The sequence below is a fragment of the Hyalangium minutum genome, from assembly GCF_000737315.1.
GTDB lineage: Bacteria > Myxococcota > Myxococcia > Myxococcales > Myxococcaceae > Hyalangium > Hyalangium minutum.
The window spans coordinates 503,810-530,257 of the sequence record NZ_JMCB01000002.1 but is presented as its reverse complement, the minus strand read 5'-3'; the positions used below and the strand labels follow the sequence as shown (position 1 = coordinate 530,257).

18 protein-coding genes are annotated in these 26,448 nt (G+C 68.9%); 7 read left to right on the top strand and 11 right to left on the bottom strand.

Annotated elements, in window-relative coordinates:
• Window positions 1-17 precede the first annotated feature (17 nt).
• Window positions 18-1,613: an adenylate/guanylate cyclase domain-containing protein gene (locus tag DB31_RS05850; RefSeq protein ID WP_044183416.1), complete on the top strand. Its 1,596-nt coding sequence runs from the start codon at window positions 18-20 to the stop codon at window positions 1,611-1,613.
• An 18-nt stretch (window positions 1,614-1,631) separates the two neighbouring features.
• Here DB31_RS05850 and DB31_RS05845 read toward each other — a convergent pair whose 3' ends face one another.
• Entirely contained in the window at window positions 1,632-2,312 is a 681-nt protein-coding gene (locus tag DB31_RS05845; protein ID WP_044183412.1) for a Crp/Fnr family transcriptional regulator, read from the bottom strand.
• A 133-nt stretch (window positions 2,313-2,445) separates the two neighbouring features.
• On the opposite strand from DB31_RS05845, the gene DB31_RS05840 reads away from it, so the two are divergent.
• Entirely contained in the window at window positions 2,446-3,834 is a 1,389-nt protein-coding gene (locus DB31_RS05840) for a cyclic nucleotide-binding domain-containing protein (RefSeq protein ID WP_052419745.1), read from the top strand.
• A 19-nt stretch (window positions 3,835-3,853) separates the two neighbouring features.
• Here the strand turns inward: DB31_RS05840 and DB31_RS05835 are convergent, their stop codons facing one another.
• Window positions 3,854-5,392: a PAS domain-containing sensor histidine kinase gene (locus tag DB31_RS05835; protein WP_083968037.1), complete on the bottom strand. Its 1,539-nt coding sequence runs from the start codon at window positions 5,390-5,392 to the stop codon at window positions 3,854-3,856.
• Window positions 5,393-5,651: 259 nt separating this feature from the next.
• Here DB31_RS05835 and mfd point away from each other — a divergent pair, with 259 nt between their 5' ends.
• On the top strand, window positions 5,652-9,197 hold the full coding sequence (gene mfd / locus DB31_RS05830; protein WP_044184013.1) for a transcription-repair coupling factor: 3,546 nt from the start codon (window positions 5,652-5,654) through the stop codon (window positions 9,195-9,197).
• 9 nt (window positions 9,198-9,206) lie between these two features.
• Here the strand turns inward: mfd and DB31_RS05825 are convergent, their stop codons facing one another.
• From DB31_RS05825 to DB31_RS05815, 3 genes are all read right to left on the bottom strand, one after another.
• Entirely contained in the window at window positions 9,207-9,659 is a 453-nt protein-coding gene (locus DB31_RS05825; RefSeq protein WP_044183409.1) for a DUF6896 domain-containing protein, read from the bottom strand.
• Between the two features lie 26 nt (window positions 9,660-9,685).
• Complete coding sequence (locus DB31_RS44545; RefSeq protein WP_052419744.1) at window positions 9,686-12,739, bottom strand: PKD domain-containing protein; 3,054 nt, start codon at window positions 12,737-12,739, stop codon at window positions 9,686-9,688.
• Between the two features lie 120 nt (window positions 12,740-12,859).
• Window positions 12,860-13,894, bottom strand: coding sequence for a peptidylprolyl isomerase (locus tag DB31_RS05815; protein WP_044183406.1), 1,035 nt, complete (start codon window positions 13,892-13,894; stop codon window positions 12,860-12,862).
• A gap of 188 nt (window positions 13,895-14,082) precedes the next feature.
• Between DB31_RS05815 and DB31_RS05810 the strand changes: the two genes are divergently transcribed.
• Entirely contained in the window at window positions 14,083-16,236 is a 2,154-nt protein-coding gene (locus tag DB31_RS05810) for a cation:proton antiporter domain-containing protein (RefSeq protein ID WP_044183404.1), read from the top strand.
• A 12-nt stretch (window positions 16,237-16,248) separates the two neighbouring features.
• Window positions 16,249-17,067, top strand: a complete 819-nt coding sequence (locus DB31_RS05805) for a helix-turn-helix domain-containing protein (protein WP_044183401.1) — start codon at window positions 16,249-16,251, stop codon at window positions 17,065-17,067.
• Window position 17,068: 1 nt separating this feature from the next.
• Here the strand turns inward: DB31_RS05805 and DB31_RS05800 are convergent, their stop codons facing one another.
• From DB31_RS05800 to DB31_RS05780, 5 genes are all read right to left on the bottom strand, one after another.
• Window positions 17,069-17,770: a hypothetical protein gene (locus DB31_RS05800; RefSeq protein WP_044183398.1), complete on the bottom strand. Its 702-nt coding sequence runs from the start codon at window positions 17,768-17,770 to the stop codon at window positions 17,069-17,071.
• Between the two features lie 111 nt (window positions 17,771-17,881).
• Entirely contained in the window at window positions 17,882-19,021 is a 1,140-nt protein-coding gene (gene argE, locus DB31_RS05795) for an acetylornithine deacetylase (protein WP_044183395.1), read from the bottom strand.
• A complete protein-coding gene (locus DB31_RS05790; protein ID WP_044183392.1) occupies window positions 19,018-20,406 on the bottom strand; it encodes a formimidoylglutamate deiminase in 1,389 nt (462 codons plus the stop codon). The genes argE and DB31_RS05790 overlap by 4 nt, the downstream gene beginning before the upstream one ends.
• Window positions 20,407-20,470: 64 nt before the next feature.
• Entirely contained in the window at window positions 20,471-21,994 is a 1,524-nt protein-coding gene (locus DB31_RS05785) for a TraB/GumN family protein (protein ID WP_044183390.1), read from the bottom strand.
• Window positions 21,995-22,090: 96 nt separating this feature from the next.
• The gene (locus DB31_RS05780; RefSeq protein WP_044184006.1) at window positions 22,091-22,576 is read right to left on the bottom strand and encodes a ferritin-like domain-containing protein; all 486 of its coding nucleotides are present in this window, start codon (window positions 22,574-22,576) and stop codon (window positions 22,091-22,093) included.
• 160 nt (window positions 22,577-22,736) lie between these two features.
• Between DB31_RS05780 and DB31_RS05775 the strand changes: the two genes are divergently transcribed.
• Window positions 22,737-23,045 carry a hypothetical protein gene (locus DB31_RS05775; protein ID WP_044183387.1) on the top strand — a complete coding sequence of 103 codons (309 nt, stop codon included), beginning with the start codon at window positions 22,737-22,739 and terminating at the stop codon, window positions 23,043-23,045.
• A gap of 79 nt (window positions 23,046-23,124) precedes the next feature.
• Here the strand turns inward: DB31_RS05775 and DB31_RS05770 are convergent, their stop codons facing one another.
• On the bottom strand, window positions 23,125-23,466 hold the full coding sequence (locus DB31_RS05770) for a PQ-loop repeat-containing protein (RefSeq protein ID WP_240486545.1): 342 nt from the start codon (window positions 23,464-23,466) through the stop codon (window positions 23,125-23,127).
• Window positions 23,467-23,798: 332 nt separating this feature from the next.
• Between DB31_RS05770 and ligD the strand changes: the two genes are divergently transcribed.
• Window positions 23,799-26,396 (top strand): DNA ligase D, encoded by a 2,598-nt coding sequence (gene ligD / locus DB31_RS05765; RefSeq protein ID WP_044183384.1) that lies wholly within the window; start codon window positions 23,799-23,801, stop codon window positions 26,394-26,396.
• Window positions 26,397-26,448: the final 52 nt, after the last annotated feature.

The following is a 26,448-nucleotide window of genomic DNA, read 5'->3' as shown; positions in this document are numbered from 1 at the left end:
GTGCATTCGGAGGGCGTATGTGGCTCATCATGAATCCCGGCCTGCTCACGGAGAAGGTACTGCCCCTTCCCGAGGGCGTGACGACCATTGGGCGCACGGAGGAGAACAGCGTCTGCGTGCTCCACGCCAGCCTGTCCCGCCGCCACGCGCAGCTCGCCCGAAAGGGCGACCAGGTGCTCATCACCGACCTGGGCAGCAAGAACGGCACGTTCGTCAGTGAGGTCCGGGTCGAGCCGCGCGGACGGGAGCTCCACCCAGGCGAGTCCTTCCGCTGCGGCGAGGTGGCCTTCAAGCTCATGGCCCCCGTCAACGAGCCGAAGCCCACCCACACCCAGAACCTGCGGACCCGCTTCTCGCCCGCGGCGATGGAGGATCTGCTCCTGGCGGCCCCGACGCCCGGCAGCTCCGTGCTGAAGCTGCGGCAGGCGGCCCCAGCCGACGGCCGCGCCGCGGAGAAGCTCCAGGTGCTGCTCAAGGTGAGCCAGCTGCTCTCCTCCCTGGGCCCCATCGACGAGCTGCTCGAGCGCATCATCCAGCTCGTCTTCCGAATCCTCGAGGTGGACCGCGCCGCCGTCTTCCTGGTGGACCCGGCCACCGGCACGCTCCGTCCCCGGGTGGCACGGCTGTCCTCGGGCGAGGTGCCCTCGGGCCCGTTCTACAGCCACCACGTGGTGGACTACGTGCGCAAGCACAGCGTGGCCGCGCTCTTCGCGGACGCGCGTGTGGATCCCCGCCTGGAGGGTGCCTCCTCCGTCATGATGCAGGCCATCCAGGCCTCCATGTGCGTGCCGCTCAAGCCTCACAACGAGGTGCTGGGCGTGCTGTACGTGGACAACCGCTCCCAGGCCAACGGCTTCGCCCAGGAGGACCTGGAGTTCCTCACCGCCTTCGCCAACCAGGCTGCCATCGCCCTGGAGAGCTCCATGCTCTCCCAGCGGCTCGCGGAGGAAGCGGCCCTGCGCACCACCTACCAGCGCTTCTTCTCCGCCCCCGTCATCAAGAAGCTGCATAGCAGCCAGGGCGCTCAACTGGAGCGAGTCGAGACGGAGGTGACGGTCCTCTTCTCGGACATCAGCGGCTTCACCTCGCTGTCCTCCACCCTGCACCCCATGCAGGTGATGGATTTGCTCAACGAGTACTACCCGGTGATGGCAGACATCGTCTTCCGCTACGAGGGGACGCTGGAGAAGTACATCGGCGACGCGCTCATGGCCATCTGGGGCGCGCCGTTTTCCCAGCCAGATGACGCGGACCGCGCGCTGCGCGCCTCCGTGGAGATGCAGCACGCGCTCACGGACCTGAACGCGAAGTGGAAGAGCCAGGGCCGCCAGGAGCTGAAGATCCACGTGGGCCTGAACACGGGCCGCGTCGCCGCAGGCAACATCGGCTCCGAGCACTACCTGCAGTACGCCACCATTGGAGACACCACCAACGTGGCCAGCCGCATCTGCAGCGCCGCCAACGATGGAGAGATCTGCCTCGCCGAGACCACCTTCCAGCGCCTGCGGGAGCGCTCGTGGCCGCTGACGAAGCTGCCCCCCGTGCAGGTGAAGGGCAAGGTGGAGCCCCTCACGCTCTACCGCGTGGACTGGAACGCCACACCCCGGAAGTGACTCACGCCCGGGGCGGGCTCACTCCGCCTCCTGGCTGAGCCGCTCGGGCTTCACCAGCGTAATCTTGCCGCCCTCGTACGAGAGCAGGCCCTCGCGCACGTAGAAGCGCAGCCACTTGTTGGTGCTCTCGCGGGTGAGGCCGCACAGGTTGGCCAGCTCGGACTGGGTCAGCTTCTGGTTGATGACCAGGCCGTCCGCGCCGGGCTTTCCCTGCTGCTCGGCCAGGTCCAGCAGCACGCGCACCAGCCGCGTGCGCGCATCCAGGAACGTCGCGTCATGAATGAGCTGCGTGACGCGCCGGACCATGCGCGTCAGCGCGGACAGCAGCTTCATGGCCAGGTGTGGCCGCTCCTCCAGGAAGCGGCGGAAGTCCTCCCGCTGGAGGGTCAGCAGGTCCACCTCGTCCCGCGCCACCGCGTCCGTCGAGCGCGGCTCGTCGTCCAGCAGGGACAGCTCGCCGAAGACATCGCCTCGATCGAGCAGCGCCAGGATGGCCTCCTTCCCCTCGTCCGAGCTGAGACGGATGGCCACCTGCCCCTTTCGGACGATGTAGAGCGCCGTGCCCACATCCCCCTGATGGAAGATGACCTCATTGCGGGCATAGCGGCGGGAGCGAAGGAGCGCGGACAGTTGGTCCAGCTCGTCGGTCTGCAGGTTCTCGAAGATGGAAATTCCTGCCAGCAATTGTGCGTAGGACATGGTGGCGCAATTGATAGCACGAGCCGTACAAGGGTCTGTGCGCGCGCTCACAGCTCGCCTGTAAGCTGCATCACAGCCCCCAAAAGCTCGCTTCTTTATTCTGGCGTCATTCCCTCACCGAGCGGAGACGCCCATGTCCAAGCCGAACTACCTTTCGTTCCGTATCGCGCAGGCTCCTACCTCCTCCTCTTCGGAGCAACGCCCGGGCAGCCGTCCGTCCGCCCCGCGTCTGGCGCCGGTGAGCGCACTCCCCACCGTGAATGCCCTCATGCTGCGCCGCGCCAAGGACCAGGGCACGGCGCGGCTCGCCGAGGGCAAGCTGGAGGCGGCGCTCACCGCGTTCCAGGAGGTGGCGAAGGCGGCCCCCGGCGAGCCGCTCCACCGGCAGAAGGTGGCCGAGGTGCTCCAGCGGCTGGGGCGCACGACGGAGGCCATCGCGGAGTACGAGGCGGCGGCGGAGATGTGGGCCCGGACAGGGTGGCTGCTGCGCGCCATCGCGCTGTGCAAGGTCATCCTCCAACTGGACCCGGGGCACACCCGCACCCAGTCGCTGCTGGCCACCCTCCACACCCGGCGCGAGCACTCCCGCTCGCAGGCCCAGCGCCAGGAGTCCAGCGCGCCCGTCCCTCCCGGCCTGCTCCAGCGGCGCCCCACCCTGGTTCCGGTGCCGGCCTCCTCCAGGGAGCCGATGTTGCCCATCCCGTTCTTCTCCTCCCTGGGGCGCGAGGCGTTCCTCGAGGTGCTCGCCGGCGTCGAGCGCCGCGTGTGCAAGCCGGGGGAGCTCATCGTCCCGGAGGGCAGCCCGGGCACCTCCATGTTCATCATCGTCGAGGGCGAGGTGAAGGTGGTGCGCAAGGGCCTGACCAGCCAGCCCCTCATGCTGGCGAAAATGGGTGAGGGTGAGTTCTTCGGAGAGATGGCGCTCCTGTACGAGGGCACCCGGCTCTCCACCGTGGTGGCCACCTCCGAGTGCGTGCTGCTGGAGTTCTCCCGCAAGCGCATGGAGACCATTGCCGCGCGCTTCCCCCAGCTCAACCAGGTGGTGCACCGGCTCTACCGGCAGCGGCTGCTGGCCAACGCGCTGCGCAGCAACCCGCTCTTCGCCGCATGGCCCGAGGATCTCCAGCAGGCGGTGTCCGAGGCCTTCTCCCCCGTCTCCGTCGCGGAGGGCGAGGAGATCCTCACCCGAGGCAAGCCCGCGCAGGCGCTCTACCTGGTGCTGCGCGGCCGCTGCGTCGCCTTCCACCAGCACGTGGATGGCCACGAGACGCCCTACCCGGAGATGGCCGAGGGCGACCTCTTCGGGGAGATTTCCCTGTTCCGCAGCAAGCTGGCCACCGCCTCGGTGCGGGCCACGACGTCCTGCGTGCTGCTGAAGCTGGACTCGGCGAGCCTCGAGCGGCTCCTGCCTCACCACCCGATGCTGCGCCAGGAGCTGCAGCGGCTGGGCGCCGAGCGCATGCTGCGCACCACGATGCTGCTGTGCGGCCGCCCCATCCCCGTGGGCGACACGCGCGTCTGATTCCAGGGACAGCGGCCCCTCAGCTCCGGGCCGCGTTCCCCTCGTGGGCGAAGTCTGGCTCGAGCCGCGCCTCGGACTCCTCCACCGTGCCCGCCGGTGCAGGCACCGAGCGGGGCAGGAGAATGACGAAGCTGGTGCCCTCCTCCAGCGAGGAGGACACATCCACCCGCCCGCCATGGGCCTGGACGATCTGCGCGACGATGTAGAGCCCCAGCCCCAGGCCCCCCCGCGCCACCTTGCCAGGGCCATTCCCGGAGGCGTGGAAGGGCTCGAAGAGCTGGGAGCGCAGGGACTTGGGGATGGGCGCTCCCGCGTTGTGCACCTCCACCCGCTGCAGCGACTCCACTCCCTCCAGGCGCACGCTCACGGGCGTGCCCTCCGGGCTGTTCTGGAGCGCATTGGCCACCAGGTTGGAGAGCACCTGCGCCATGCGCTCCTCGTCCCAGAAGCCATGGCAGTCTCCGCGCACCTCCAGGTGGACTTCCCGGCTCCGGTGCGCCAGCTCTAGCTCGCCGATGACGCGGCGGCACACCTCCTCCAGGGACACGTCGCTCGGGCGCAGGGGAATGCCGCCCGCCATGCGCGCCCGCGTGAAGTCCAACAGCTGCTTCACCAGCCGGGACATCCGCTCCGCGCTGCTGTCGATGCGCTGCAGCATGCGCCGCACCTCGGGCGTCAGCGTCTCCCGGCTCAGCAGCGCCGCGGCGGAGAAGCGGATGGCGGCCAGCGGGTTGCCCAAGTCGTGCCCCAGCACGCCGATGAACCGCTCGCGGAAGCGTCCCTCCTGCTCCCGCTCCTCCTCCTGCCGCCGCCGCACGGTGACGTCCCGGCTGATGCCAAACAGGCCATACACCTTCCCATCCGGGTGGCGGAGCACGCCCTTGATGGACTGCCAGATGTTGCCAAAGCCCGGACCTCCATCCGCGTCCTCATAGGTGCCCGTCTGCCCTGACTCGAACACGACCCGGTCATGCGCCACCGTCGCCGCGGCCGCCTGCGGCCCCAGCAGCTCCGCGTCGGTCCGGCCCAGAATCTCCTCCGCCGAACGCCCAAAGGCCCGGGCCGCCGCCGAGTTGAGCAGCACATAGCGGCCCAGCAGATCCTTCACGAACACGGCGTCCGTGGTGCTCTCCACGACGGCGTTGAGCAGATCCCGATCCCGGCGCAGCTCTCTCTCGGCCGAGGCCTGATTCGACACATCCTCCAGGAAGAGGGTGAGCCCGCCCTCACTGGGAGCCATCCGCGCCTGCACCCAGGTGACGCCCGCAGGCGTCTGCCGGCTCACCCGCTCCATGGCCGGCACCTGCCGCTCCACCACCCGGACGCACGCGTCAAAGAGGCTGCACTCGCCGACCCAAGGAGCCTCGTCCAGCAAGTGCTGGCCCTTCTCGGGCAACAACCGGAGCACACCGTGCCGAGCCCGGGGCGAGCTGTCCAGGCACTCGAAGTCGATGATGCGCCCGTCGGACGAACGTAGAGCCCGGAGCCTCACCCAGACATCAGGTGCAGGCGCTTCGCTCTTGCCCGCCAATGGCTTGATCTCGCTCCAAGCTTTCATGCGTTCGCCTCGCGGCGCCCCCGCTTTATGGCTTCCAACACTAACGCTTTCCCTGCTCTTCAAGGAAATCGACCCGCCCTCCTAGTGAGCAGGCGATGGCGAATGGCAGACACACGAGCGGCACCGAACGTTTCTTGGAAGTCATGCCGGGGGTGCGGAGTCCGTTGAAAACCCTCGGGCTCGCCCCTATGACGCAGGGGCTCGGAGCTCCATGGACACGCTCTTCGGTCAAAAACTGGGTGTAGACGCGCTGCGCGGGATGACGCCTGTCCCGGGAGGAGACCCCTTCGCGCAAGCACTGGAGCGGCTCCAACCGGGCGCTCGGGTGCGGACTCAAGGTGTGCACGGAGCGGCACGCGGGTATGTGCTCGCCCGCCTGTCCCACAGCCTTCAGGTACCACTCGTCTGTGTGGCAGCGGACGAAGAGGCAGCCGACGCCCTGGCCCATGACCTGGCCTTCTTCCTGGGAGGCAGCGGCTCCCTGCTGGAGCCCAAGGTGCTGCGCCTGCCCGCGGACGAGGTGCTGCCCTATGACGAGCTCTCACCTGAACCCACTGCGGTCAGTGAGCGCCTCGGCACCCTCTTCCACCTGAGCCAGGGCACACGCTTTCCGGCGGTGGTGCTCTCCCTGCGGGCCCTGCTGCGCAAGGTGCTCCCGCCCTCGACCATGCGCGAGCTATCGGATCTGGTGAAGGTGGGCCAGGACTTCGACCGGGACTCCATGGCCCGCAAGCTCGCCTCCATGGGCTACCAGTCGAGCCCCCTGGTGGAAGACCCAGGCACCTTCTCCGTGCGCGGCGGCATCCTGGATGTCTTCAGTCCGCTGTACGAGCGCCCCGTCCGGCTCGAGTTCTTCGGGGACACCATCGAGTCCATCCGTGCGTTCGATCCGGACACGCAGCGCACGGTGGACTCGCTGAAAGAGGTGTTCCTGGTTCCAGCGCGCGAGGTGATGCTCACCGAGCAGACGCGCCCACGCGCCGAGGCCACAGCCCGAGCAGCAGCGGACCGGATCAACCTGCCCACCATCAAGCTGCGCGAGCGGCTCGATGCCCTCCGCGAGGGCCTGCCCGGCTTCGGCCTGGAGGGCCTGATGCCCAGCTTCTTCGAGGGTGGGCTCGGCACCGTCTTCGACTACCTGCGGCTTTGGGCAAAGGACCCGCTCTTCTACTTCGATGATCCGGTGGGCTTAGATCGCGCCGCGAGCGAGCTGTGGGAGGAGCTGGAGCAGTCCTTCCAAGCAGCGACCGAGCGGCAGGACCTCACGCTCCCGCCGCCCGAGCACTTCCTCACGCGTGAGCAGGCGGATGCGCAGCTCTCTCACCTGAAGGCGCGCGTGGTGGAGGGCGGCGGACTGGCGCTCACGCCGAGCGAATTGCCGCCGGTGATGTTCTCCTTCGGCAGCACCCAGGATCTGCGCGAGGCCATCCTGGCGCACCACGGCGAGGAGGGTGCCCTCACGCCGCTGGTGGAGCGGCTGCAACGGTGGCGGGAGATGCGCGTGGCCTGCGCGATCGCCTGCGGCACGCTGAGCCAGGCGGACCGGCTCAAGCGCCTGCTGCTGGAGCGCAACGTGATGGTCCGCATCCATCACGAGGCCCTCGAGGATGTGACCCGGCTGTACGAGCCCTCCATCTTCGCCCACCTCTTCACGGGTGAGGTGAGCCACGGCTTCGTGGATGGCTCGGGTGGGCTGGCGCTGCTGGCGGACGAGGAGATCTTCGGCGTCAGGGCCCGGAGGCGCGTGCGCCGCTCGAAGCGGGCGGATGCTTTCGCCGCGGGCTTCAAGGATCTGAAGGAAGGAGACCTGATCGTCCACACCGACTTCGGCATTGGCCGCTACGCGGGCCTGACGAAGATGCAGGTGCAGGGCGTGCCGGGGGACTTCCTCGTCCTGGAGTACGCGGGGAAGGACAAGATCTACCTGCCCGTGAGCCGCATGCGGCTCATCCAGAAGTTCACGGGTGGAGACCCCGCGAACGTCCAGCTGGACAAGCTGGGCACCGCGAGCTGGGAGAAGACGAAGAAGCGCGTCAAGGAGCAGCTGCTCAAGATGGCGGCGGAGCTGCTGCAGATGGCCGCCGCGCGCAAGGCGCACCCGGGCCACGCCTTCACGGCGCCGGACCGGTACTTCCACCAGTTCGAGGCGGACTTCGAGTTCGAGGAGACGCCAGACCAGGCCAAGGCCATCGAGGACGTGCTGGCGGACATGCAGAAGCCCACGCCCATGGACCGGCTGGTCTGCGGCGACGTGGGCTATGGCAAGACGGAGGTGGCCATGCGCGCCGCCTTCAAAGCCACGCTGGACCGCAAGCAGGTAGCGGTGCTGGTGCCCACCACGGTGCTGGCCCAGCAGCACTTCCTCTCCTTCAAGAAGCGCTTCGAGGGGTACCCCGTCAACGTGGAGGTCATCTCCGGGCTGAAGAAGCCTCCCGAGGTGCGCGAGGTCCTCAAGCGCGCCAAGGAAGGCAGGGTCGACATCCTCATCGGCACGCACAAGCTGCTGGCCGGGGATGTGGCCTTCAAGGACCTGGGGCTGCTCGTGGTGGACGAGGAACAGCGCTTCGGCGTGAAGCAGAAGGAGCAGCTCAAGCGGCTGCGCACCCAGGTGGACGTGCTCACGCTGACGGCGACGCCCATCCCTCGCACGCTGCACATGTCCATGTCCGGCGTGCGCGACATGAGCATCATCGCCACGCCGCCGCAGGACCGGCGCGCCATCCGCACCTTCGTGATGAAGTTCGATCCGCCGGTCATCAAGGAGGCCATCGAGCGCGAGGTGGCGCGCGGCGGACAGGTGTTCTTCGTCCACAACCGCGTGCAATCCCTGCCCTCGATGGAGCGGCTGCTCAAGGAGCTGGTGCCGAACGTCAGCGTCGGCGTGGCACACGGGCAGATGGGCGAGGGCCAGCTCGAGAGGGTGATGCTGCAGTTCACCGAGAAGAAGTTCCAGGTGCTGCTGTGCACCTCCATCATCGAGAGCGGCATCGACATCTCCAGCGCCAACACGATGATCGTCAACCGGGCGGATGCCTTCGGCCTGGCGCAGCTCTACCAGCTCCGCGGCCGCGTGGGCCGCTCCAAGGAGCGCGCGTACGCGTACCTGCTGGTGCCCGCCCGGCGGACCGTCACCAAGGACGCGCAGCGGCGCCTGGAGGTGCTGCAGAACTTCACCGAGCTGGGCGCGGGCTTCTCCATCGCCAGCCATGACCTGGAGATCCGCGGCGCGGGCAATCTGCTGGGCGAGAAGCAATCGGGCGCCATCGCGGAGATTGGCTTCGACATGTACGCGCAGCTGCTGGAGGAGGCGGTGTCCGAGCTGCAGGGCCAGCCAGTGCGCGCGCAGATCGAGCCGGACATCAACCTGTCCCTGGCGGCGCTCATCCCGGACGACTACGTGCCGGACGTGCACCAGCGGCTCGTCTTCTACAAGCGCTTCAGCCAGGCCAGCCACCCGGACGAAGTCACGGACCTGCGCGCCGAGCTGGTGGACCGCTACGGCGAGGCCCCCGACGAGGTGGACAACCTCTCGGAGCAGACGCTGCTGAAGATCGACATGCGGGACATCCGGCTGCGAGCGCTGGAGTCCGGCGCGGGCCGGCTGGTGGTGACGCTGGGCGCGGACGCGCTGCTCGACGGGCACAAGCTGGCCGCGCTGGTGCAGCGCTCCAAGGGGCTCTACCGGCTCACGCCGGACCTGAAGCTCATCGCCAAGGTGCCCGAGGGCACCAAGGGCCAGGCCCTGGTGGTGGAAGCCAAGAAGGTGCTGAGAGATCTGCACACCTGCGCGCAGCCGCAGGCGTGAGCCCCGCGCTCAGTTCGCCATGGAGATCCGCCACAGCTGGGCATCCGTCCGGTCCCTCGCGACGAGGCCCAGCTTCTCCAGTTCCTGCAGCCACTGATCGAGCGAGCGCTCGTCATCCGTGGGGAACTCGCGGGCTCCCACCCTCACGGTGTTCATGTTGAGGGACTCGAAGTAGAGCATCAGCCGCCACGTGTCGAAGAGCTCGGGCGTGCCCGCGGCCCGGTGCACGTCCACCACCCGCCGGGACTCATCGCCCGTAAAGTCCACGCCCCCGCCATGGCGGTGGAAATGCCAGCGCTCGCCCCGCACGAAGACCTCGCCGTGGCGAGCCACCCGCGTCGAGGCCCATGGGTCCAGCCCCCCCGGATGGAACAGGAGCCAGGCCTTCACCAGCTCGGCCTGGAGCGAGACGAACCGGCGCAGCAGCGCCACGCATCCCGCTTCGGCTGTGCCTTCCGACACGAAGCACTCCTTCCTTCAGCCCGCCCTCAGTGTACCGGCCACCGGCGGCGGCTCCGCAACAGGAGGCCCAGCAACACCAGCGGCAGCAGCGCCCCCGCCGCAGAGCTGTCCGACGAGCACCCACAACCGCTCCCCTCCCCGTCCCCATCGCTGGGCAGGTCCGGCAGGGCCTTCACCGTGATGGACACGGAGTCCTCGGCGCTCGCTCCCTGGGCATCCGTCACCTTCAAGGTGAACGTGAGCACCTCGTCCCAGCTCAGCCCCGGCGCGGTGAAGGTGGGCGCCACATCCGTATCGTCGCTGAGTGTCATGGTAGGCCCCGCCGTCTGCACCCACCGGTAGCTCATCCCGTCACTGTCCGGATCCTCCCCGCTGCCCCCCAGGGTCACCCTCGCGCCGCCCTTCACGGACTGATCCTCGCCCGCGTGAGCCACCGGCATGCGGTTCACATTGCGGACCGTGAGGCTCACGGTCTTCGGCTCGGAGGACGCGCCCCCGTCACTCACCACGAGCTGGAACGTCAGCACCGTGGTTGCGGTCACTTCTGGAGCCGTGAACACCGGCTGCGCGGAGGTGGCCCCCGTGAGCGTCACCGCAGGCCCCTCCTTCTGGGTCCACACGTAGCTCAGCGAGTCCTGATCCGGATCCGAGGAGCCCCGGCCATCCAGCGTCACCTGGGTGCGCTCGTCCACCTCGCGGCGGGTGCCCGCGTGAGCCACGGGGGCGCGGTTCAGCCGATGCACCGTGATACGCACCGTGTCCGTGCTGGCCAGTGAGCCATCGCTCACCGTGAGCTTGAAGGTGAGCACCGCGTCCGCCGTCACCGCTGGCACCACCACCGTGGGCTGCGCGATGTAGGCCCCGGAGAGCACCGCCTCGGGCCCCTCCGTCTGCTCCCAGAGGTACGTCAGGGTGGAGTCCGCGTCCGGATCCGCCGAGCCTCGGCCATCCAGCGTCACCCGGGCGCCCCCCTCCACCGCGATGCCCTGCCCCGCGTTCGCCACGGGAGGGCGATTCACCTGAGCGACCCAGATCTCCACCAAGTCCGTCTGAGAGAGCACTCCGTCGCTCACCGTGAGCTGGAAGACGAGCTGTGTGCTCGTGGAGACCTCGGGTGCAATGAACGTGGCCTGAGCCGTGTCTGCCCCGGTGAGCTGCACCGAGGGTCCTGCCGTCTGCACCCAGGCATAGGTCAGGACCGTGTCCGCGTCGGGATCCATCGACTCGCGGCCATCCAGCACGCCCGAGGTGCGCTCATCCATCCACCGGTCCGGCCCCGCTCGGGCCACCGGCCTGCGGTTCACGTCCCGCACGGTGACGCTCACGGTGTCCGTACTGGAGACCACCCCGTCGCTCACCGTTAGCCGGAAGGTGAGCACTGAGTCCACCGCCACCTCCGGCGTGAAGGTGGGCTGCGCGGTGTTCGCTCCCGCGAGCACCATCGGAGGGCCAGATGTCTGCTCCCACGCGTACGTCAGCGGGTCTTGATCTGGATCCCCAGAGCCCCGGCCATCCAGCGTAACGAGTCCGTGCTCGTTCACCGTCTGAGGAGAACCCGCCCGGGCCACGGGCGCGCGGTTCACGCTCCGCACCGTGATGTCCACCGTGTCCGTCCGGTAGGGCGACCCGTCACTCACCAGGATCTGGAAGGTGAGCACCGTATCGGCCGTCACATCGGGCGCGGTGAACGTGGCCATGGGCGTGTCGTAGTTGCCGTTGAGCTGCACAGGGGGGCCCGAGAGCTGCTGCCAGCCATACAGCAGGTGCTCCCCATCCGGGTCGTACGAGCCCGAGCCATCCAGCGTCACGACCGCGCGCTCGTCCACCGTCTGGTCTGGGCCCGCGTTGGGCACCGGGGGAGGCAGCACGGTGCGCACGACAATGTCCACCGTGTCGGTACTGGAGGCGTAGCCGTCGTTCACCGTGAGCTGGAAGGTGAGCACCGTGCCATCGGCGGCGTCATACGGTGCATCGAAGTACGCGTTCGGGTACTGAGCGGAGCCCCGGATGGTTACCGGCGGCCCCGAGAGCTGCTCCCACGTGTAGGCCAACACGGTGTGTTCGGGATCGCTGGACTCCGAGCCATCCAGGACGACCATCTGGCCCGGGCTTATTGACTGATTCCAGCCCGCATTCGCCACCGGAGGCTGAGTTGAGTCGATGATCCCTATGCGCACATCGGCCGTGCTGAAGAGACTGCCGTCGCTCACCGTGAGCTCAAACCGGACCTCCGTGCCCGTGGGCGCATCCGGCACGACAAACGAAGGCCGCGCCGTGTCCGCGTTCACGAGGGTGACCGGCGGGCCAAAGACCTGCGCCCACGAAAAGCTCAGCACCGCATCCGGGTCTGGGTCCCAAGACCCCGTGCCATCCAGCCGCAGCACGGTGTTCCTGACCCCGGACCAGTTCACCCCGGCGTGAGCGATCGGCGGGGCGTTCACGTTGCGCAAGGTGACATTCACGGTGTCCGAGCTGGAGAGGGAGGCATCACTCACCGTGAGTTGGAACGTCAGCACCGTATCGCTCGTCAGCCGGGGCGCGTCGAACGTGGGCTTGGCGATGGTGGGCACGTTGAGGAGCACCGCCGGGCCCGCCGTCTGCGTCCACATATAGGTGAGCGGCTCGCCGTCGGGATCCATCGATGCGCTGCCATCGAGTGTCACGATGGAGTATTCATCCTGCACCACGTCCACGCCCGCATTCGCCACGGGGGGCGTGTTGGTGTTGTGCACGGTGATCTTCACCGTGTCCGTGCTGCTCAAGAACGCGTTGTCATAAACCGTGAGCTGGAAGGTCAGCACCGTGTCCTGCGACACGCGCGGCGCGGTGAACTGGGGGTTGGGCCTCGTGAAGGTGGGGATGAGCTCCACGGGGGGGCCCGAGAGCTGTGCCCACGCGTACTGCCGGATGCCCCCATCCTCCGGATCATATGAGCCCAGGCCGGACAGCGTGACGACGGTCCACTCGGGGACATCCTGGTCCACCCCTGCATCCGCTACCGGTGGTTGGTTCGACTGCGCGGAGGCGACCGAGGTGGTCACCAGCAGAAGACCCGACACCGCCAGGAGCCATCGACGCATTGTGGAACCCCCAGGCACTCAGCCAGCCAGCGGCTTCCACTGTACGCAACCGACACGGGCCGAGAAAGAAGCGGTTGCTTCACGCACGATGGAAAGGCCGCGAGGCCCCTCCCAGGCCCGTTACTTGGTCGGCGGCGGCGCGGGCAGGAAGCCTGGGGCCGGGCCCACCGTCGTGGCCTGGGGCGCCTGAGGATCCACCTGGAGCTTCTGGAGCGCTGCCTCGTCCGTGCGGAAGCCCGCGCGCGACTGGAGCTCCTCGGTGAACTTCGATACGCGGGCGTCCCGCCGCTCACGAGCGATACGGGCACGCACCTGCGGAGTGGCGGACTCCAGGGTCTGGTTCTTCTCAGGCTTCACATCCGTGAGCTTGATCAGGTGGAAGCCCTGGCTGGACTCCACCACGCCCGAGAGGTCTCCCGGCTGCTTCAGCTTCGCCGCGGCGGCGGCCACCTCCGCGCCCAGCCGGGACTTCAGCTGCTCCGGGGTGACGGGCTGGATGTCTGCCTCGGCCGGCGTCGCGGCTGGGTTGCCCGAGGCCTCTTTGATGAGCGCATCGAACGCATCGAAGTCCAGCGGCTGAAGCTTGCGCGCCTTCTCCAGGAGCGCCTGGGCCTTCTGCTTCTTCGCGGCCCGGTCGGCGCTGCCCTGGGGCGCAGGCACCAGCAGGTGCGAGTAGCGCGAGCGCGCGGGCTGGACGAACTCGGCCTTGTGCGCTTCATAGAAGGCGGAGATCTCCTCGGGGGTGACGGGCGGCGCCTTCTCGTCGAACTCCTTGAAGAGCAGTTGCTGCACCATGGCGCGCCTCATCGCCTCCTGCACCTCGGGGTCGTTCTCCAGCCCGCGGCGCCGCGCCTCGGCGACGAAGAGCTCGAAGCGCGCCAGGCCTTCCGCGTACTCGCGCCGCTGCTCGGGAGCCGCCAGCCGGGAGCGTGCCTGCGGGTTCATCTGCGCGATGTAGCTCTGGAGCTGCTCGAGCGTGATAGCGCCGCCCTCGAAGGTCACCACCGGCGTGCCCCCCTGGGCCGCGGAGGCGGTCGCGCCAGAGGCGGCGGGAGACGCGGGCTTCGAGCCGGAGCCCTGCTGGCGCTCCTTCTCACAGCCAGCGAGCAGCAGGAACGACAGGGCGGACGCACCAACAAGTCGAGAGAGGCGCATAGAGAGGGCGCTTCGCTAGCACCCTCGCGCCCGGAGCGGCAAGGCGCGGGTGCCCCATTGCTCTCTGGGCAAACAGCCTCTCGTGGACCCGTGCACGTGAGGGTAAAAGTGCTCCAAGCTGGGTTTGACGCTTCGCGCAGAGGGCTGATAAGTGCCCACTTATCGCCCTCGACCTTTAGGAGATCCCGATGCATGGCTTCGCGCAGAGTCCTCTCACCCTGCTCATCGTCCAACTCATCGTGATCATTGTGTTGTCGCGAGTGATTGGGCGGGGAGCCCGGGCACTCGGACAGCCGCTCGTCATCGCGGAGGTGGTCGCGGGCATCGTGCTCGGGCCGTCGCTGCTGGGCTGGTTGGCGCCCGAGGTGATGGAGAGCCTGTTCCCCCAGAACTCCATGGGCATCCTGAAGATGCTGAGCCAGGTGGGGCTCATCCTCTTCATGTTCCTCATCGGCCTGGAGTTGGACCCCAAGCTCCTCAAGGGCCGGGGCCACGCCTCGGTGGCCATCAGCCACACGAGCATTATCGTCCCGTTCGCGCTCGGCGCGGGCGCCGCGGTGCTGTGGCTCTACGAGTCGCTGTCGGAGCCCTCGGTGAAGTTCTCCTCCTTCGTCCTCTTCATGGGCGTGGCGATGAGCATCACCGCCTTCCCGGTGCTGGCGCGCATCCTCACCGAGCGACGGCTGCTCCAGTCGCGGGTGGGCGCCATCGCCATCACCTGCGCGGCGGTGGATGACGTGACGGGCTGGTGCCTGCTGGCCTTCGTGGTGTCCATCGTCCGAGCCTCGGATGTGGCGCACGCGGCGTGGACCACGCTCTTCACCGTGCTCTACATCAGCTTCATGCTGCTGGCCGTGCGGCCCTTCCTGGCGCGGCTGGGGGCGCGCGTGGCCAGCCGCGAGGGGCTCACGCAGAACGTCGTCGCCGCCACGCTCATCCTCCTGCTGGCCTCCAGTTGGGCCACTGAGTTCATTGGCATCCACGCCCTGTTCGGGGCCTTCCTGCTGGGCGCCATCATCCCCAAGGAGGGCGGGCTGGCTACGGCGCTCGCGGAGAAGCTGGAGGACGTGGCGGTGGTGCTGCTGCTGCCCATCTTCTTCGCCTACAGCGGCCTGCGTACGCAGATTGGCCTGCTCAACAGCGCCGAGTCCTGGCTCACCTGCGGCGCCATCATCCTGCTGGCCTGCCTGGGCAAGTTCGGCGGGAGTGCGGTGGCCGCCCGGCTGACGGGCCTGCGCTGGCGCGAGGCGGGTGCCGTCGGCATCCTGATGAACACCCGCGGCCTGATGGAGCTCATCGTCCTCAACATCGGCCTGGACCTGGGCGTCATCTCTCCCAAGCTCTTCACGATGATGGTGGTCATGGCGCTGGTCACCACCTTCATGACCACGCCCCTGCTGCGGTGGATCTACCCCATGGATGAGATGGCGCGCGACCGCCTGGTGCCCGAGAACTCGGTGCCCCTGGCGCTCATGCCCGCGCCCTTCACCGTGATGATGTGCGTCTCGCATGGTACCGCGGGGCCGGGCATGGTGACGTTGGCGCACGCCCTCACCTCCCAAGGGCAGGATCCCTCCCAGCTCTATGCCCTGCACCTCATCCCCTCCTCGGAGCGCGCCTCGTTCCATCTGCGGCACGAGGCGCAGCCCGCGGATGCCTCGGCGCTCACGCCGATGATGGAGCGCGCGAACAAGCTGAGCCTCCCCATCAAGCCGCTCTCCTTCGTCTCAGGCGAGCCCGGCGCGGACATCTGCCGCACGGCCTCGGCCAAGAGCGCGAACCTCGTGCTGCTGGGCTGGCACAAGCCCCTGCTGAGCCGCACGCTGCTGGGCGGCACGGTCCACGAGGTGATGCAAGAGGCGCGCATGGACGTCGCCGTCCTGGTGGACCGCGGGCTGTCGAGCGTGCGGCGGGTGCTCGTCCCCTTCATGGGCAGCTCCCATGATCGCGCGGCGCTGGGACTGGCGCGGCGGCTCATGCGGCACGCGGACGCGGAGGTGACGGTGCTGCACGTCACCTCGCCCGAGCTCAAGGGGCGCGCCAGCGCGCAGGTGGAGGAGCTGTTCCCCGAGGAGGGCCGGCGCGTCACCTTCAAGGTGGTGGAGCATGCGGAGCCGGAGGAAGCGGCGCTGGCGGAGGCCGCGCGCGGCTATGACTTGATCATCGTCGGCGTGGGCCAGGAGTGGGGCCTGGAGGAGCGGCTCTGGGGCCTGCAGCGCGAGCGCTTCATCCAGGACTCCCCCGTGTCGCTGCTGGTGGTGCGCCACCCGGCTCCCCAGGCGGAGACCGTGTTAGAGGCAGCCCAGGACGGGCTCCCCGTCACGGATGGCACCGCCGCCTGAGCCTGAGGGACCATGCACCTGGGAGCGACCATCCGGCTGCTGCGCGTTGACGCGGGCCTCTCCTTGCGAGACCTGGCCCGGCGCATCGGTGTCTCCAGCGCCTACCTGAGCCGCGTGGAGCATGGCCAGGACGCCGTGCCCACACCGGAGCGGCTCACCGCCATCGCGCACGAACTGGGCGTGCCCCCCGCGATGCTGCTGGATGTCTCGCACCGGGTGAACCCGCTGGTGGCGAACTACCTGGAGCAGGTGCCTGGCGCCGGGGCAGTCTTCCTAGACATCGCCCGGAGGCAGCTCACCAGCGCACAGCTCACCCGGGTCCGTGAGTTCCTCAACGCGGAGTTCCCCATGCGCGACGCCTCGCGAGAAGAGGTGTCGCCCGCCCTCTCCCCGCTGCTGGCCCCCGAGCGCATCATCCTCCAGCTCTCCTGCTCCTCTGTAGAGGATGCGCGAGACATGGCCGTCGAGCGCATCTGCGCCGCCTGCCCGGGGCTGGCGGCCTCGCAGCTCACCGACGAGTTGGAGCGGCGGGAGGCCGGGGCCTCGTGCTCGGTGGGCAATGGGGTGGCGGTTCCCCACGCGGCCCTGGAGGGAGTGCCCTCCGTGGCCGCACTGGTGACCCTGGCGAAGCCGCTGAAGCATGAGACGCCGGATGGGCAGCCGCTGCGCGTGCTCATCGTCATGGTGGGCAGCGAGCGCGGCCGGCCCTGGCTCATGCGGCTGGCGCACGTGGCGAGGCTGTCGAGCCATGGCCTCGCCACCCGCCTGCAAGAGGCCCAGCACCCGCGCGAGGTGCTCTCGCACCTGCAGGAGCTGGAGGCGTTGCTGTAGCTCAGCGCCGGTTCCAGCCGCTGCCGCCGTACCCCTGCGCCCGCTCGCGGAGCTGCTCCCACTGCAGGCGCGCCTGCCGGGCCTGCTGCGTCTGCTCATCCGCGTCGCGCCGCGCCTCCCGGGCCTCCTTCCGGGCCTTGTCGAGGGTAGAGAGGAAGTCCCCCTCGGTGAGCTTCTGCGCCCGCACGTCCCCGTTCTCCTTCAGGGCCCGGTACTGCGCGTAGTTCAGCTCGGCATCCGCCACCTTGAGCTCGCGCTCCCGGAGCTGCCTCTGCGCCTTCCAGGCCTCCAGGTTCTGGTCTCGCCAGTCCACCTGGGCCTTGGCCGCCGCGAACTCCGCCTCCGCCACCTGGAGCTGTGCCTCCGCCGATTGGATGCCGCTCTGCTGCCCCGTCTCCTGGGCCGCTTTCAGCTGAGCCTTCTCCGCGTCCCGGCGGAGCTTGGCGGCCTCCACGTTCCGGCGAGCCACCTCCTGCGCACGCTCGGCGTCGCCGATCGCCACGTTGGCACGCGCCACCTCGTCCGCGGCCTGCCGTTTGTACGCCTGGGCCTCCCGCACGCTCCCCATCCGCTCCTCGGGGACACGAGCCATCCAGGAGTCCTTCACCTCAGTGTTCCCGCTGGTGCCGCAGCCGCCCAGGAGCCCCACAGACGCCCCGAGCACTGCCGCCACCAGCGCGCGCCGCCAGTTCGATTGAGCCATGGCCTCTCCTCCACAAGTGCCTACCGGTTCACGGTAGACACGCCGTGAATGCGAGGCAGGCAGCCGAGACCCGCTCGATCCCCTGGCTGCCCCCCGCGCGAGCGGAGCCGCTCAGCTCCCGCCGCAGAAGCGGGCAATGGCCTGCGAGAGCACCGCCTCGCAGCGCACCAGGTCCTCGATGGGCACGTACTCGCCTGTCTGGTGGGCCACGCGGATGTCTCCCGGGCCGAACACCACCGCCTCGGCGCCCAGGGCCGTGAGCTGCGGGGCCTCCGTGCCGAAGGACACCGTCTCCGGGGCGTTGCCCGTGGCCTCCGCGAGGAAGCGCACCACCTCGGCGTCCGGCGCCGTGCTCACCCCGCTGTCGGTGCGCAGCACGCGGATATCCGCCTCGAAGGCCGGCTCGTCGCGCACCAGCTCCTGACGGATGCTCTCCATCAGCTCCACCACCCGCTGCGGCGACTGCCCGGGGATGGGCCGCCACTCCACCGTGAAGCGGCACAGGCCGGGGATGACGTTCTTCGCCTTGCCGCCCTGGATGAGCCCCACGTTCACCGTGGTGTAGGGCGGCTCGAAGCTCGCGTCCCGCTCCTCGCGGAGCACCGTGCGAGCCACCTGCTCCAGCCTCTGCAGGAAGCGGCTGGCGCGGAAGATGGCCGACGCCCCCGTGTCCGGGTACGCGCTGTGCCCCTCCTTGCCCCGCACCTCCACCTCGCCCAGGCAGTAGCCCTTGTTGGCGCGCACCGGGATAAGCCGGGTGGGCTCGCCGACGATGGCGTGCCTCGCCCGCCCCTTCCCCGCCTCCACCAGCTTCTTGGCGCCCACCAGGCCGATCTCCTCGTCCGCCGTGAGCACCACCATCAGCGGCGCCTTCAGCCGCTCCGCCCGGGTGGCCGCATGGAGCGCGCTGGCAATGAAGCCCTTGGTGTCACACGCGCCGCGCCCGTAGAGCCGCCCGTCTTTCTCGGTGAGCTTGAGCGCGTCCTTCCACGCGGCGTCATACGGCACGCAGTCCGAGTGCCCCACCAGCGCCAGCGCCGCGCGCCCCTCGTTGCCTCCCTTCACCGCCACCAGGTTCACCTTCTCCACACCCGCATCGTCCGTGTAGAGCAGGCGCTCGGCCACGAACCCCGCAGCCTCCAGGCGCGCCTGGGCGTAGTCGATGAGCGGCGCGTTCGGGCGCACCGAGGTGGTGTCCAGTGCAACCAGCTCCGCCAACGTGGCCCGCAGCGCGGGCAGCGTATCGTTCACGAGTACAGCCTCCGAGCCAGGGCATGGAAGGCGCGCGAGGACTCCTCTTGGCGGGGGTGCTGTCCGTCCTTCACCACGAGCCGCCCATCCATCGCCACGTCCCGCACCGCCGCCTTGTCCGCGCCAAACACGAGCCCCGCCAGCAGTGATGAGGGGCTCGCGCCCACCAGCGAGGGGTGGTGCAGGTCCACCGTGAAGAAGTCCGCGGGCGTGCCGGGCTCCAGCGCACCCGTGGTCAGCCCCAGGCTCTTGGCGCCATTCACCGTGGCCATCTGGAACAGCCGGACCGCCAGCCCATCCACCGCGCCGCCGCCGGGATCCAGCACCGCACGCCGGACACGAGACAGCCGGAGGTGCTCCTCGAGCTGCCGCGCCTCGTCGAGCAGATCCACCCGGGCCTGGCTGTCCGAGCCCAGGCACAGCCGCGCGCCCGCGTTCACCAGCCGGTCCGCGGGGACGATGCCATCGCCCAGGTTGCGCTCGGTGGAGGGGCACGCACACACGCCCGCGCCGACTTCCCCCAGCATCCGGGCCTCGTCCTCCGTCACATGCACCGCGTGCACGGCGGTGAAGCGCGGCTCCAGCAGCCCCAGCTCCTCGAGCAGCTCCACGGGCCGCAGGCCGTACTCGGCCACGCAGGCCTCGAGCTCCTTGGGCTGCTCGGCCACATGCATGTGCATGGGCATGTTCCCGCCGCGCAGTCCCGCGAGCGTGGTGAGCCACTCCCGAGGCACCGCGCGCACGCTGTGCGGCGCCAGCCCCACGCTCACCCCGGCCTGTCCCTCCATCTCCCGGGCGAGCTCCTGCACCGAGGCCAGGAAGGTGTCCACGTCCCTGTCGATGAACCGCCGCTGCCGGGGGTTCTCTGGCACGCGGAAGCCCGCGCGCGCATAGCCCACGCGCAGCAGCACGATCCGCAGCCCCACGTCCCGCGCGGCGCGAATCACTTCGAAGGCCAGCGCATTGCGCTCCACGTACGGCGTGCCATCCGGCTGGTGGTGCAGGTAGTGGAACTCGCCCACGGAGGTGATGCCGGCCAGCAGCATCTCCAGGAAGGCCTGCCGCGAGGCGGTGTAGACCTCCTCGGGATTCAAGGCCTCGGCGGCGCGGTACATGGCCTCGCGCCAGCTCCAGAAGTCATCCGTGCCGTGGCCCGCGGCCACGTACTCCGTGCGTCCACGGATGAGGCGCTGGAAGGCGTGCGAGTGCCCGTTGACGAGCCCCGGCAGCAGCGCGCGCCCGGGCAGGCGGACCACCCGCGCGCCCTCGGGCACAGGCCCCTCCGGGAGGATGCGGCCATGGGCGCCCACGTGCAGGGAGGCGCCCGAGTGAAACCGGCCGTCCCGATAGAGGAAGTCCGGCTGATAGACGGTGAGTTCGCTCACGCGCGGCAGCCTACGCTACCGCCCGGGGGGCTCGCAGCAGTGCCGCGAGCCTCGGGTGCACCGGTCAACGGCGGGAGAACCGGGGGCGCTCCTGCCCCAGCACCGGGTGGACGGAGTTGTCATCCGCCCCCGGGCGCCCCAGCCCCCGGCGCACCGCGGGCAGCGAGGCCGTCACCGGGCCCACGTAGAACACGCCGTGGAAGCCGTTGCCGTCCTCGTCATCCCACAGGTGGACGAAGTAGCGGTCCCCGTTGTCCTTGCCGCGGGTGTCCTTCACCCCGCACTCCAGCTTGTCGCTCTGGGTGCCTGCCGCGCAGATCCACGCCGTGCCACTGTTGTAGGCCATGTCCAGGGCGAGGGTGTCGTCCACCTCTTGGGAGATGAGCAGGCCCATGGGCTTGTATTTCTTGTCCCAGGGCAGGCCCTGAGCGGTGCGCGGGTGGATGTTGCCGGACACCACCATGAAGAAGCGGCCTGGGCCCTTGCGCACGTAGGAGAGCACCGTCTCGGCCATGGCATTCTCGCGCTCCTGACCCTGGGCCTTGGGGTGGTCGAACACGAAGGCGTCCACGTCCAGCCCCTGGGAGCGCAGCCGGCGCAGTTGCTCCAGCAGGTTCGCCATGCCCTCGCTGCTGCGCCCGTCCGGGAAGGGGCTGCGCCAGAAGGGCGCCTCCATCAGCTTCAGCCAGTCGTCATCCGTACCGGCGCTGCGCAGGAAGGCGCTCACCCGCGCCTGGTTCTCCACCGGCAGCTCCAGGCCCACCGTCATCGGCGTGCCCGAGGAGGCCACCTGGCAAGCGCCCTGCGCCACGAACCGGGGCACCTCCTGGGTGCCGTGCAGCTCGCCCAGCATCATCACCGAGCCAGGCTTGGCCTGCGGCAGCAGGCCGAGGATGGTCATCCCGCACTCGATGCCCAGCTTGGCCGCGGGCTCGCTCTTGAGCTTCGGCAGCGCCGCCACCACCTGCCCCGAGCCGCCCTGCTTGGCCAGCTGCTCCTCACGGATCTTCGCCAGGTGGGGCGCAATCCCGTGGAACACCTTCCACTCCATCACCAGGTCGCGCTGGCCATCCCGCGAGCCCGCCGAGATGGCGTTCTCGCCGCGCGGCTGCTCCATGAACGCGGACATGTCCTCGATGCTGTTGTTGGCCAGCCCGCTTGCCTCCCCCCCGGCGGCGTCGTCGCCAATGAGCCCGTCAGCTCCACCCAGCGAGCGGCTCACGCCCCAGGAGATCTGAGAGCCTGGGTTGGCCAGCGTGCTGTTGGCGGTGCGGGTGATGCGGAAGACCCAGAGCTTGCTGGAGGTGGGGGTGTCGCGCTTGCCCACCACCATGTAGCGGTGCCAGTAACCAGACACCCGCGAGCCACCGAACTCCTCGCGCCACTCCGTCTCCAGCACGAAGGTACCGACGTCCTCACGGAAAGACAGGCCGGTGTCGGTGAAGAACTGGCGAACCGAGGGCCAGATCTCCTCGAGGGGCATGTCATAGAGGGCCTCCTCGGCGGGGATGCCGCTTCCCCCCCGGCTCGTGGCACAGCCTCCCAGCAAGACTCCGACAATCGCCACAGCGAAGACCGCCAAACGCATGCCAGGCCCCTCTCCTGGGAAAATGGACGGAAATTCCCGTGAGCTTAACGTCTACCGGGGCCCGGCATATCGGGCGGCCTGCTTTTTTTCCGGCGCTCAGGCCTGGATTTCGGTGCCTTCGTCGGCGCGGGCACCGTCCTTGAGCCAAGGACGGGTGCGGACCGCGTCGCGGATCCACGTCACGTGCCGGTACTCATCCTCGCGGTTCTTCTGGATGAGGGCGCGGACTTCCGGGCTCCAGTCGAACTGGAGGGCCAGCTCATAGGCCCGGTTGGAGAACTCCTCGTTGCCCAACATGGCCACCAGGGCCGCCTCGGTGCCCATCATGCTCGTCACCGCCGTGAGCCCCTTCATCGCGGCACCCTTGAGATCCGGCTTGAGCTCCACCGCCTCACCGCCCAAGCGCTGGATGAGCGCGTTCAAGTCTTGCACGTGCCGCACGTGATCCACCCGGAAGTCATTGAGCCGCTCGCGCACCAGGGGTTCGCTCACCCGGGCAATGGCCGCGTCGTAGGCCCCCACCGCATCCGCATCCAACTGAGCCAGACTGCGCAGCTTCGCCACCTCGGACTTCTCTGCCATCTCCATGCCTCCTCGCAGAACCCAGGCAATGTGGTTGGGCCGGAGACGGGCGCCAACCCGGCTCCCGGGGCCGCCCATGGAGCAGACAGGCAGGCAGGGCATGACAGCGATCGCGTCATGCGCACTTTTGCCGCACACCCTTTCCGGGAGGACCCTGGACATGAAGAACGAAGACGTAGCGACTTCGAGCATCGAGCAGATGACCAAGCGCGTTCCCTCCGTGGGCTTCCTCGGGTTGGCCCTTGGAGCGATGGCGGTGAGCGCCACCCTGATGCTGCTCAACCGCAAGACGTGGGCCAACTTCGTGGGCCAGTGGGCGCCGACCATCCTCATCCTGGGCACCTACAACAAGCTGGTGAAGACGTTCTCCGCGCCCTACGACGAGGAGCAGCGCCTGCAGCACGGCGGCCATGCCTCCATCCTGAAGGGCCCGGAGGAGATGAGCCGTCAGCCGCGCCCGCTCATCTGAGCAGGCTCCCGCTCGCCCCGCCTTTCCAGCTCGGCAGAAGGGCGGGGCCCGAGTTGACGGCGCTCGAGCGAGGAGCGGCTCAGGCCCGCACGGTCCGTGTGGGCCGGGACGGCCCGGCGGGGCGCATGCCTCGCCGCTCGGCGCGCCGGTGCTTCATCACGATGACGCCGCCCATGATGGCGCTCAGCAGCAGCAGGGCGTTGGTCACCACGAACACCCAGTTGCGCACCAGGACGCTGTAGAGCGTAAAGCCGATAGACGCGGTGATCTGCCCGACGAAGAGCCACTTGGACACGCCCTCGCTGGAGCCCGACTTCCACTGCTTGTGCACCTGCTTCCCAATGGTCAGCACGAGAACGAAAGAGCTGAACCACCCGATGACCTCGGTCATGAAGTCCTCCGTGCTCTCAAGGATGTGCATGGCCTCTCGCAGGCCGAGGTGCTCCTCCGGGCGGTGACCGGGCGAGCCAGTCAAGTCCGCTGGCGGCATGTTCCGAGGCCTTTATCTTCACATTGTGGTGCGGAGCACTTCTGAGTGCTTCGACGCGTGGTGTGCTCGTGCCCCTCACGGGGAATGAGCGCGCCCACGGGGGACGGTGGAGCGCCCCAAGGCCCGGGTTCTGAGTCGGACCGGTCGGTTGAACAACCCTCCGGCCGTGAGGCGGGGGCCTGGGGCGCCTGGTGTCTTCCGGCTGGAGTTCTCCCTCGTCTGCTCGAATTGCACGCTGCTGGGGCAATGCGGAGTCTTGAGGGGTGAAAGCCAGACGATCGCTCCAGACCTACCGCGCCAAGCGCGACTTCCAGAAGACGCCCGAGCCCTCGCCGGATGTGTCGCTGAAGAAGCGCGGCGCAGAGGCCCTCTTCGTGGTGCACAAGCACGACGCCACGCGGATGCACTATGACTTGCGCCTGGAGATCGACGGCGCGCTGGCGAGCTGGGCGATTCCCAAGGGTCCCAGCTACGACCCGAAGCAGAAGCGGCTGGCGGTGGAGACCGAGGACCACCCCATGTCCTACGCCCGCTTCGAGGGCCGCATCCCAGACGAGGAGTATGGCGGCGGGGACTCGCTGCTCTGGGACGAAGGCACCTACGAGACGGTGCCACCCGGCAAGGCCTACGAGCAGCGCGAGAAGGGCCACCTGGTGGTGGACCTGCACGGCGACAAGCTGCAGGGCCGCTGGCACCTCATCCGCACGCGAGGGAATGGGCGGAAGAACCAGTGGCTGTGCTTCAAGTCGATCGACGGCCAGGAGAAGCCGGACTACGACGTGGTGGCCGAGCGCCCCGAGTCCGTGAAGTCCGGCCGCCGCGAGACGCGCGGCCCGGTGCGCAAGAGCGCGCTGGAGCGGGTGCACCCTCCGGCGGAGACGATCCTCCAGCGCGTGTGGCCGCCCATGCTCGCGAAGCTGTCCACTCCCGAGGAGGCCAGCGACGCCACGCACGTCTTCGAGATCAAGTACGACGGCTTCCGCGCCATCGCCTCGCTCTCTGGCAGTGGGCTCGTCTTCAAGAGCCGCAACGGCAATGACCTGTCCGGGCGCTTTCCCACGGTGGCGGAGGCGCTGCGGCGGCTGCGCGTGCCGGAAGCGGTGATTGATGGCGAGGTGGTCGCCCTGGACAAGAAGGGGCGCTCCAGCTTCCAACTGCTCCAGAACCAGAGCGGCGGGGAACTGCGCTTCGTCGCCTTCGACTTGCTGTGGCTGGACGGGCATGACCTGCGGGACAAGCCGCTGGAGGCCCGGCGCGAGCTGCTGGAGAGCCTGTTCTCGGGCGTGAAGCCCCCGCTGCAGCTGGCCGAGCGGATGAACATGCCGATGGAGCGCGCGCTGAAGGAGGCGCAGCGGCACGGCTGGGAGGGGCTGATCGCCAAGCGGAAGGGCTCAGCGTACGTGGGCTCGCGCTCGGGGCAGTGGCTGAAGCTCAAGGTCATCGCTGGCCAGGAGGTCGTCATCCTCGGGTTCCTGCCCATCAAGAACGAGCACTCGGCCAAGGAGATCGGCGCGCTGCTGGTGGGCGTGAACGGGCCGGACGGCTACCGCGACGTGGGCAAGGTGGGCACGGGCTTCGACACGAAGATGCGGCACCAGCTGCGGGAGCTGCTGGAGAAGATCCGGGTGGACAAGCCCGTGGCGGTGGATGCGAAGAAGCGCCCAGGTGCGGTCTGGGTGCGGCCCAAGTATGTGGCCCAGGTCCACTTCACCGAGTGGACGGACGACGGCCGCCTGCGGCACCCGGTGTTCCAGGGTCTGCGCACGGACAAGAAGCCCGAAGAAGTCATCCGCGAGCGGCCCAGCCCCACGGCCCGGAGCAAGGCCCGAACCGCCGAACCCGAGCCGGTGGAGACCGCCCCCGTGCCTCGCACACGTGCGGCCACGAAGCGCACGGCGACGAAGCGCACAGCCACGAAGCGCGCGGCCACCCGGAACACGGGTACGCGCCGGGCGCCGGGCGCTCTGGCGGCCCGGACCGCGAAGCTCCCGAGGCAGGAGGGCGCTCCGGCCAAGACAAGTCTGGCGCGGCTGACGAGCGGTGACCGGGTGCTGTACCCGAAGGGCGGGTACACCAAGGAGGACGTCTTCGAGTTCTACCGCCAGGTGGCGCCGCTGATGCTGCCAGTGCTGGCGGACCGTCCCATCTCGGTGCAGCAGTGGCCTGCGGGCATCCTGGCGCCCGGCTTCTTCAAGCACGAGCTGTCCGGCAAGCCCGACTGGGTGCCGACCCTGCGCGTGAAGCACCTGAACCGGACGATCGACCACGTGAACGCGAAGACACCGGACGCGCTCCTGTGGCTGGCCAACCAGTCGGCGCTAACGATGCACATGTGGTCCAGCCACGCGCCGACGCTCACGAGCCCGGACTGGGTGCTGTTCGATCTGGACCCAGGCAAGGGGACCTGGGAGGACCTCATCCGCGTGGCCACGGCGATGCGCAAGAAGCTGGAGTCGCTGGGGCTGGAGAGCTTCCCGAAGACGTCCGGCAAGCGGGGTCTCCACGTGCTCGTCCCACTGCGCGCCGGGTACACCCACGAGCAGGCCATGCGGTTCGCGAACGACATCGCCAACCAGCTGGCGCTGGAGCTGAAGGACATCGCCACCACGGAGCGCGCCATCAACAAGCGCGGAGGGCGGCTCTACCTCGACGCGGGCCAGAACGGACGGGGGAAGACGGTGGTGGCGCCCTACTCGCTGCGCGCGGTGGAGGCGGCCTCGTTCTCCGCGCCGCTCCAATGGAGCGAAGTCACCCGGCGTCTGGATCCCAGCCGCTTCAACATCCAAACTGTTCGCAAGCGGCTGGACGCGGTGGGAGACCTGTTCGCCCCGGTGCTCACGACGAAGCAGAAGCTCCCCTGATCAGGCGCACTGCCAGGTGAAGCCCAGCCGTGAAGGGTGCTCGGCACACTGT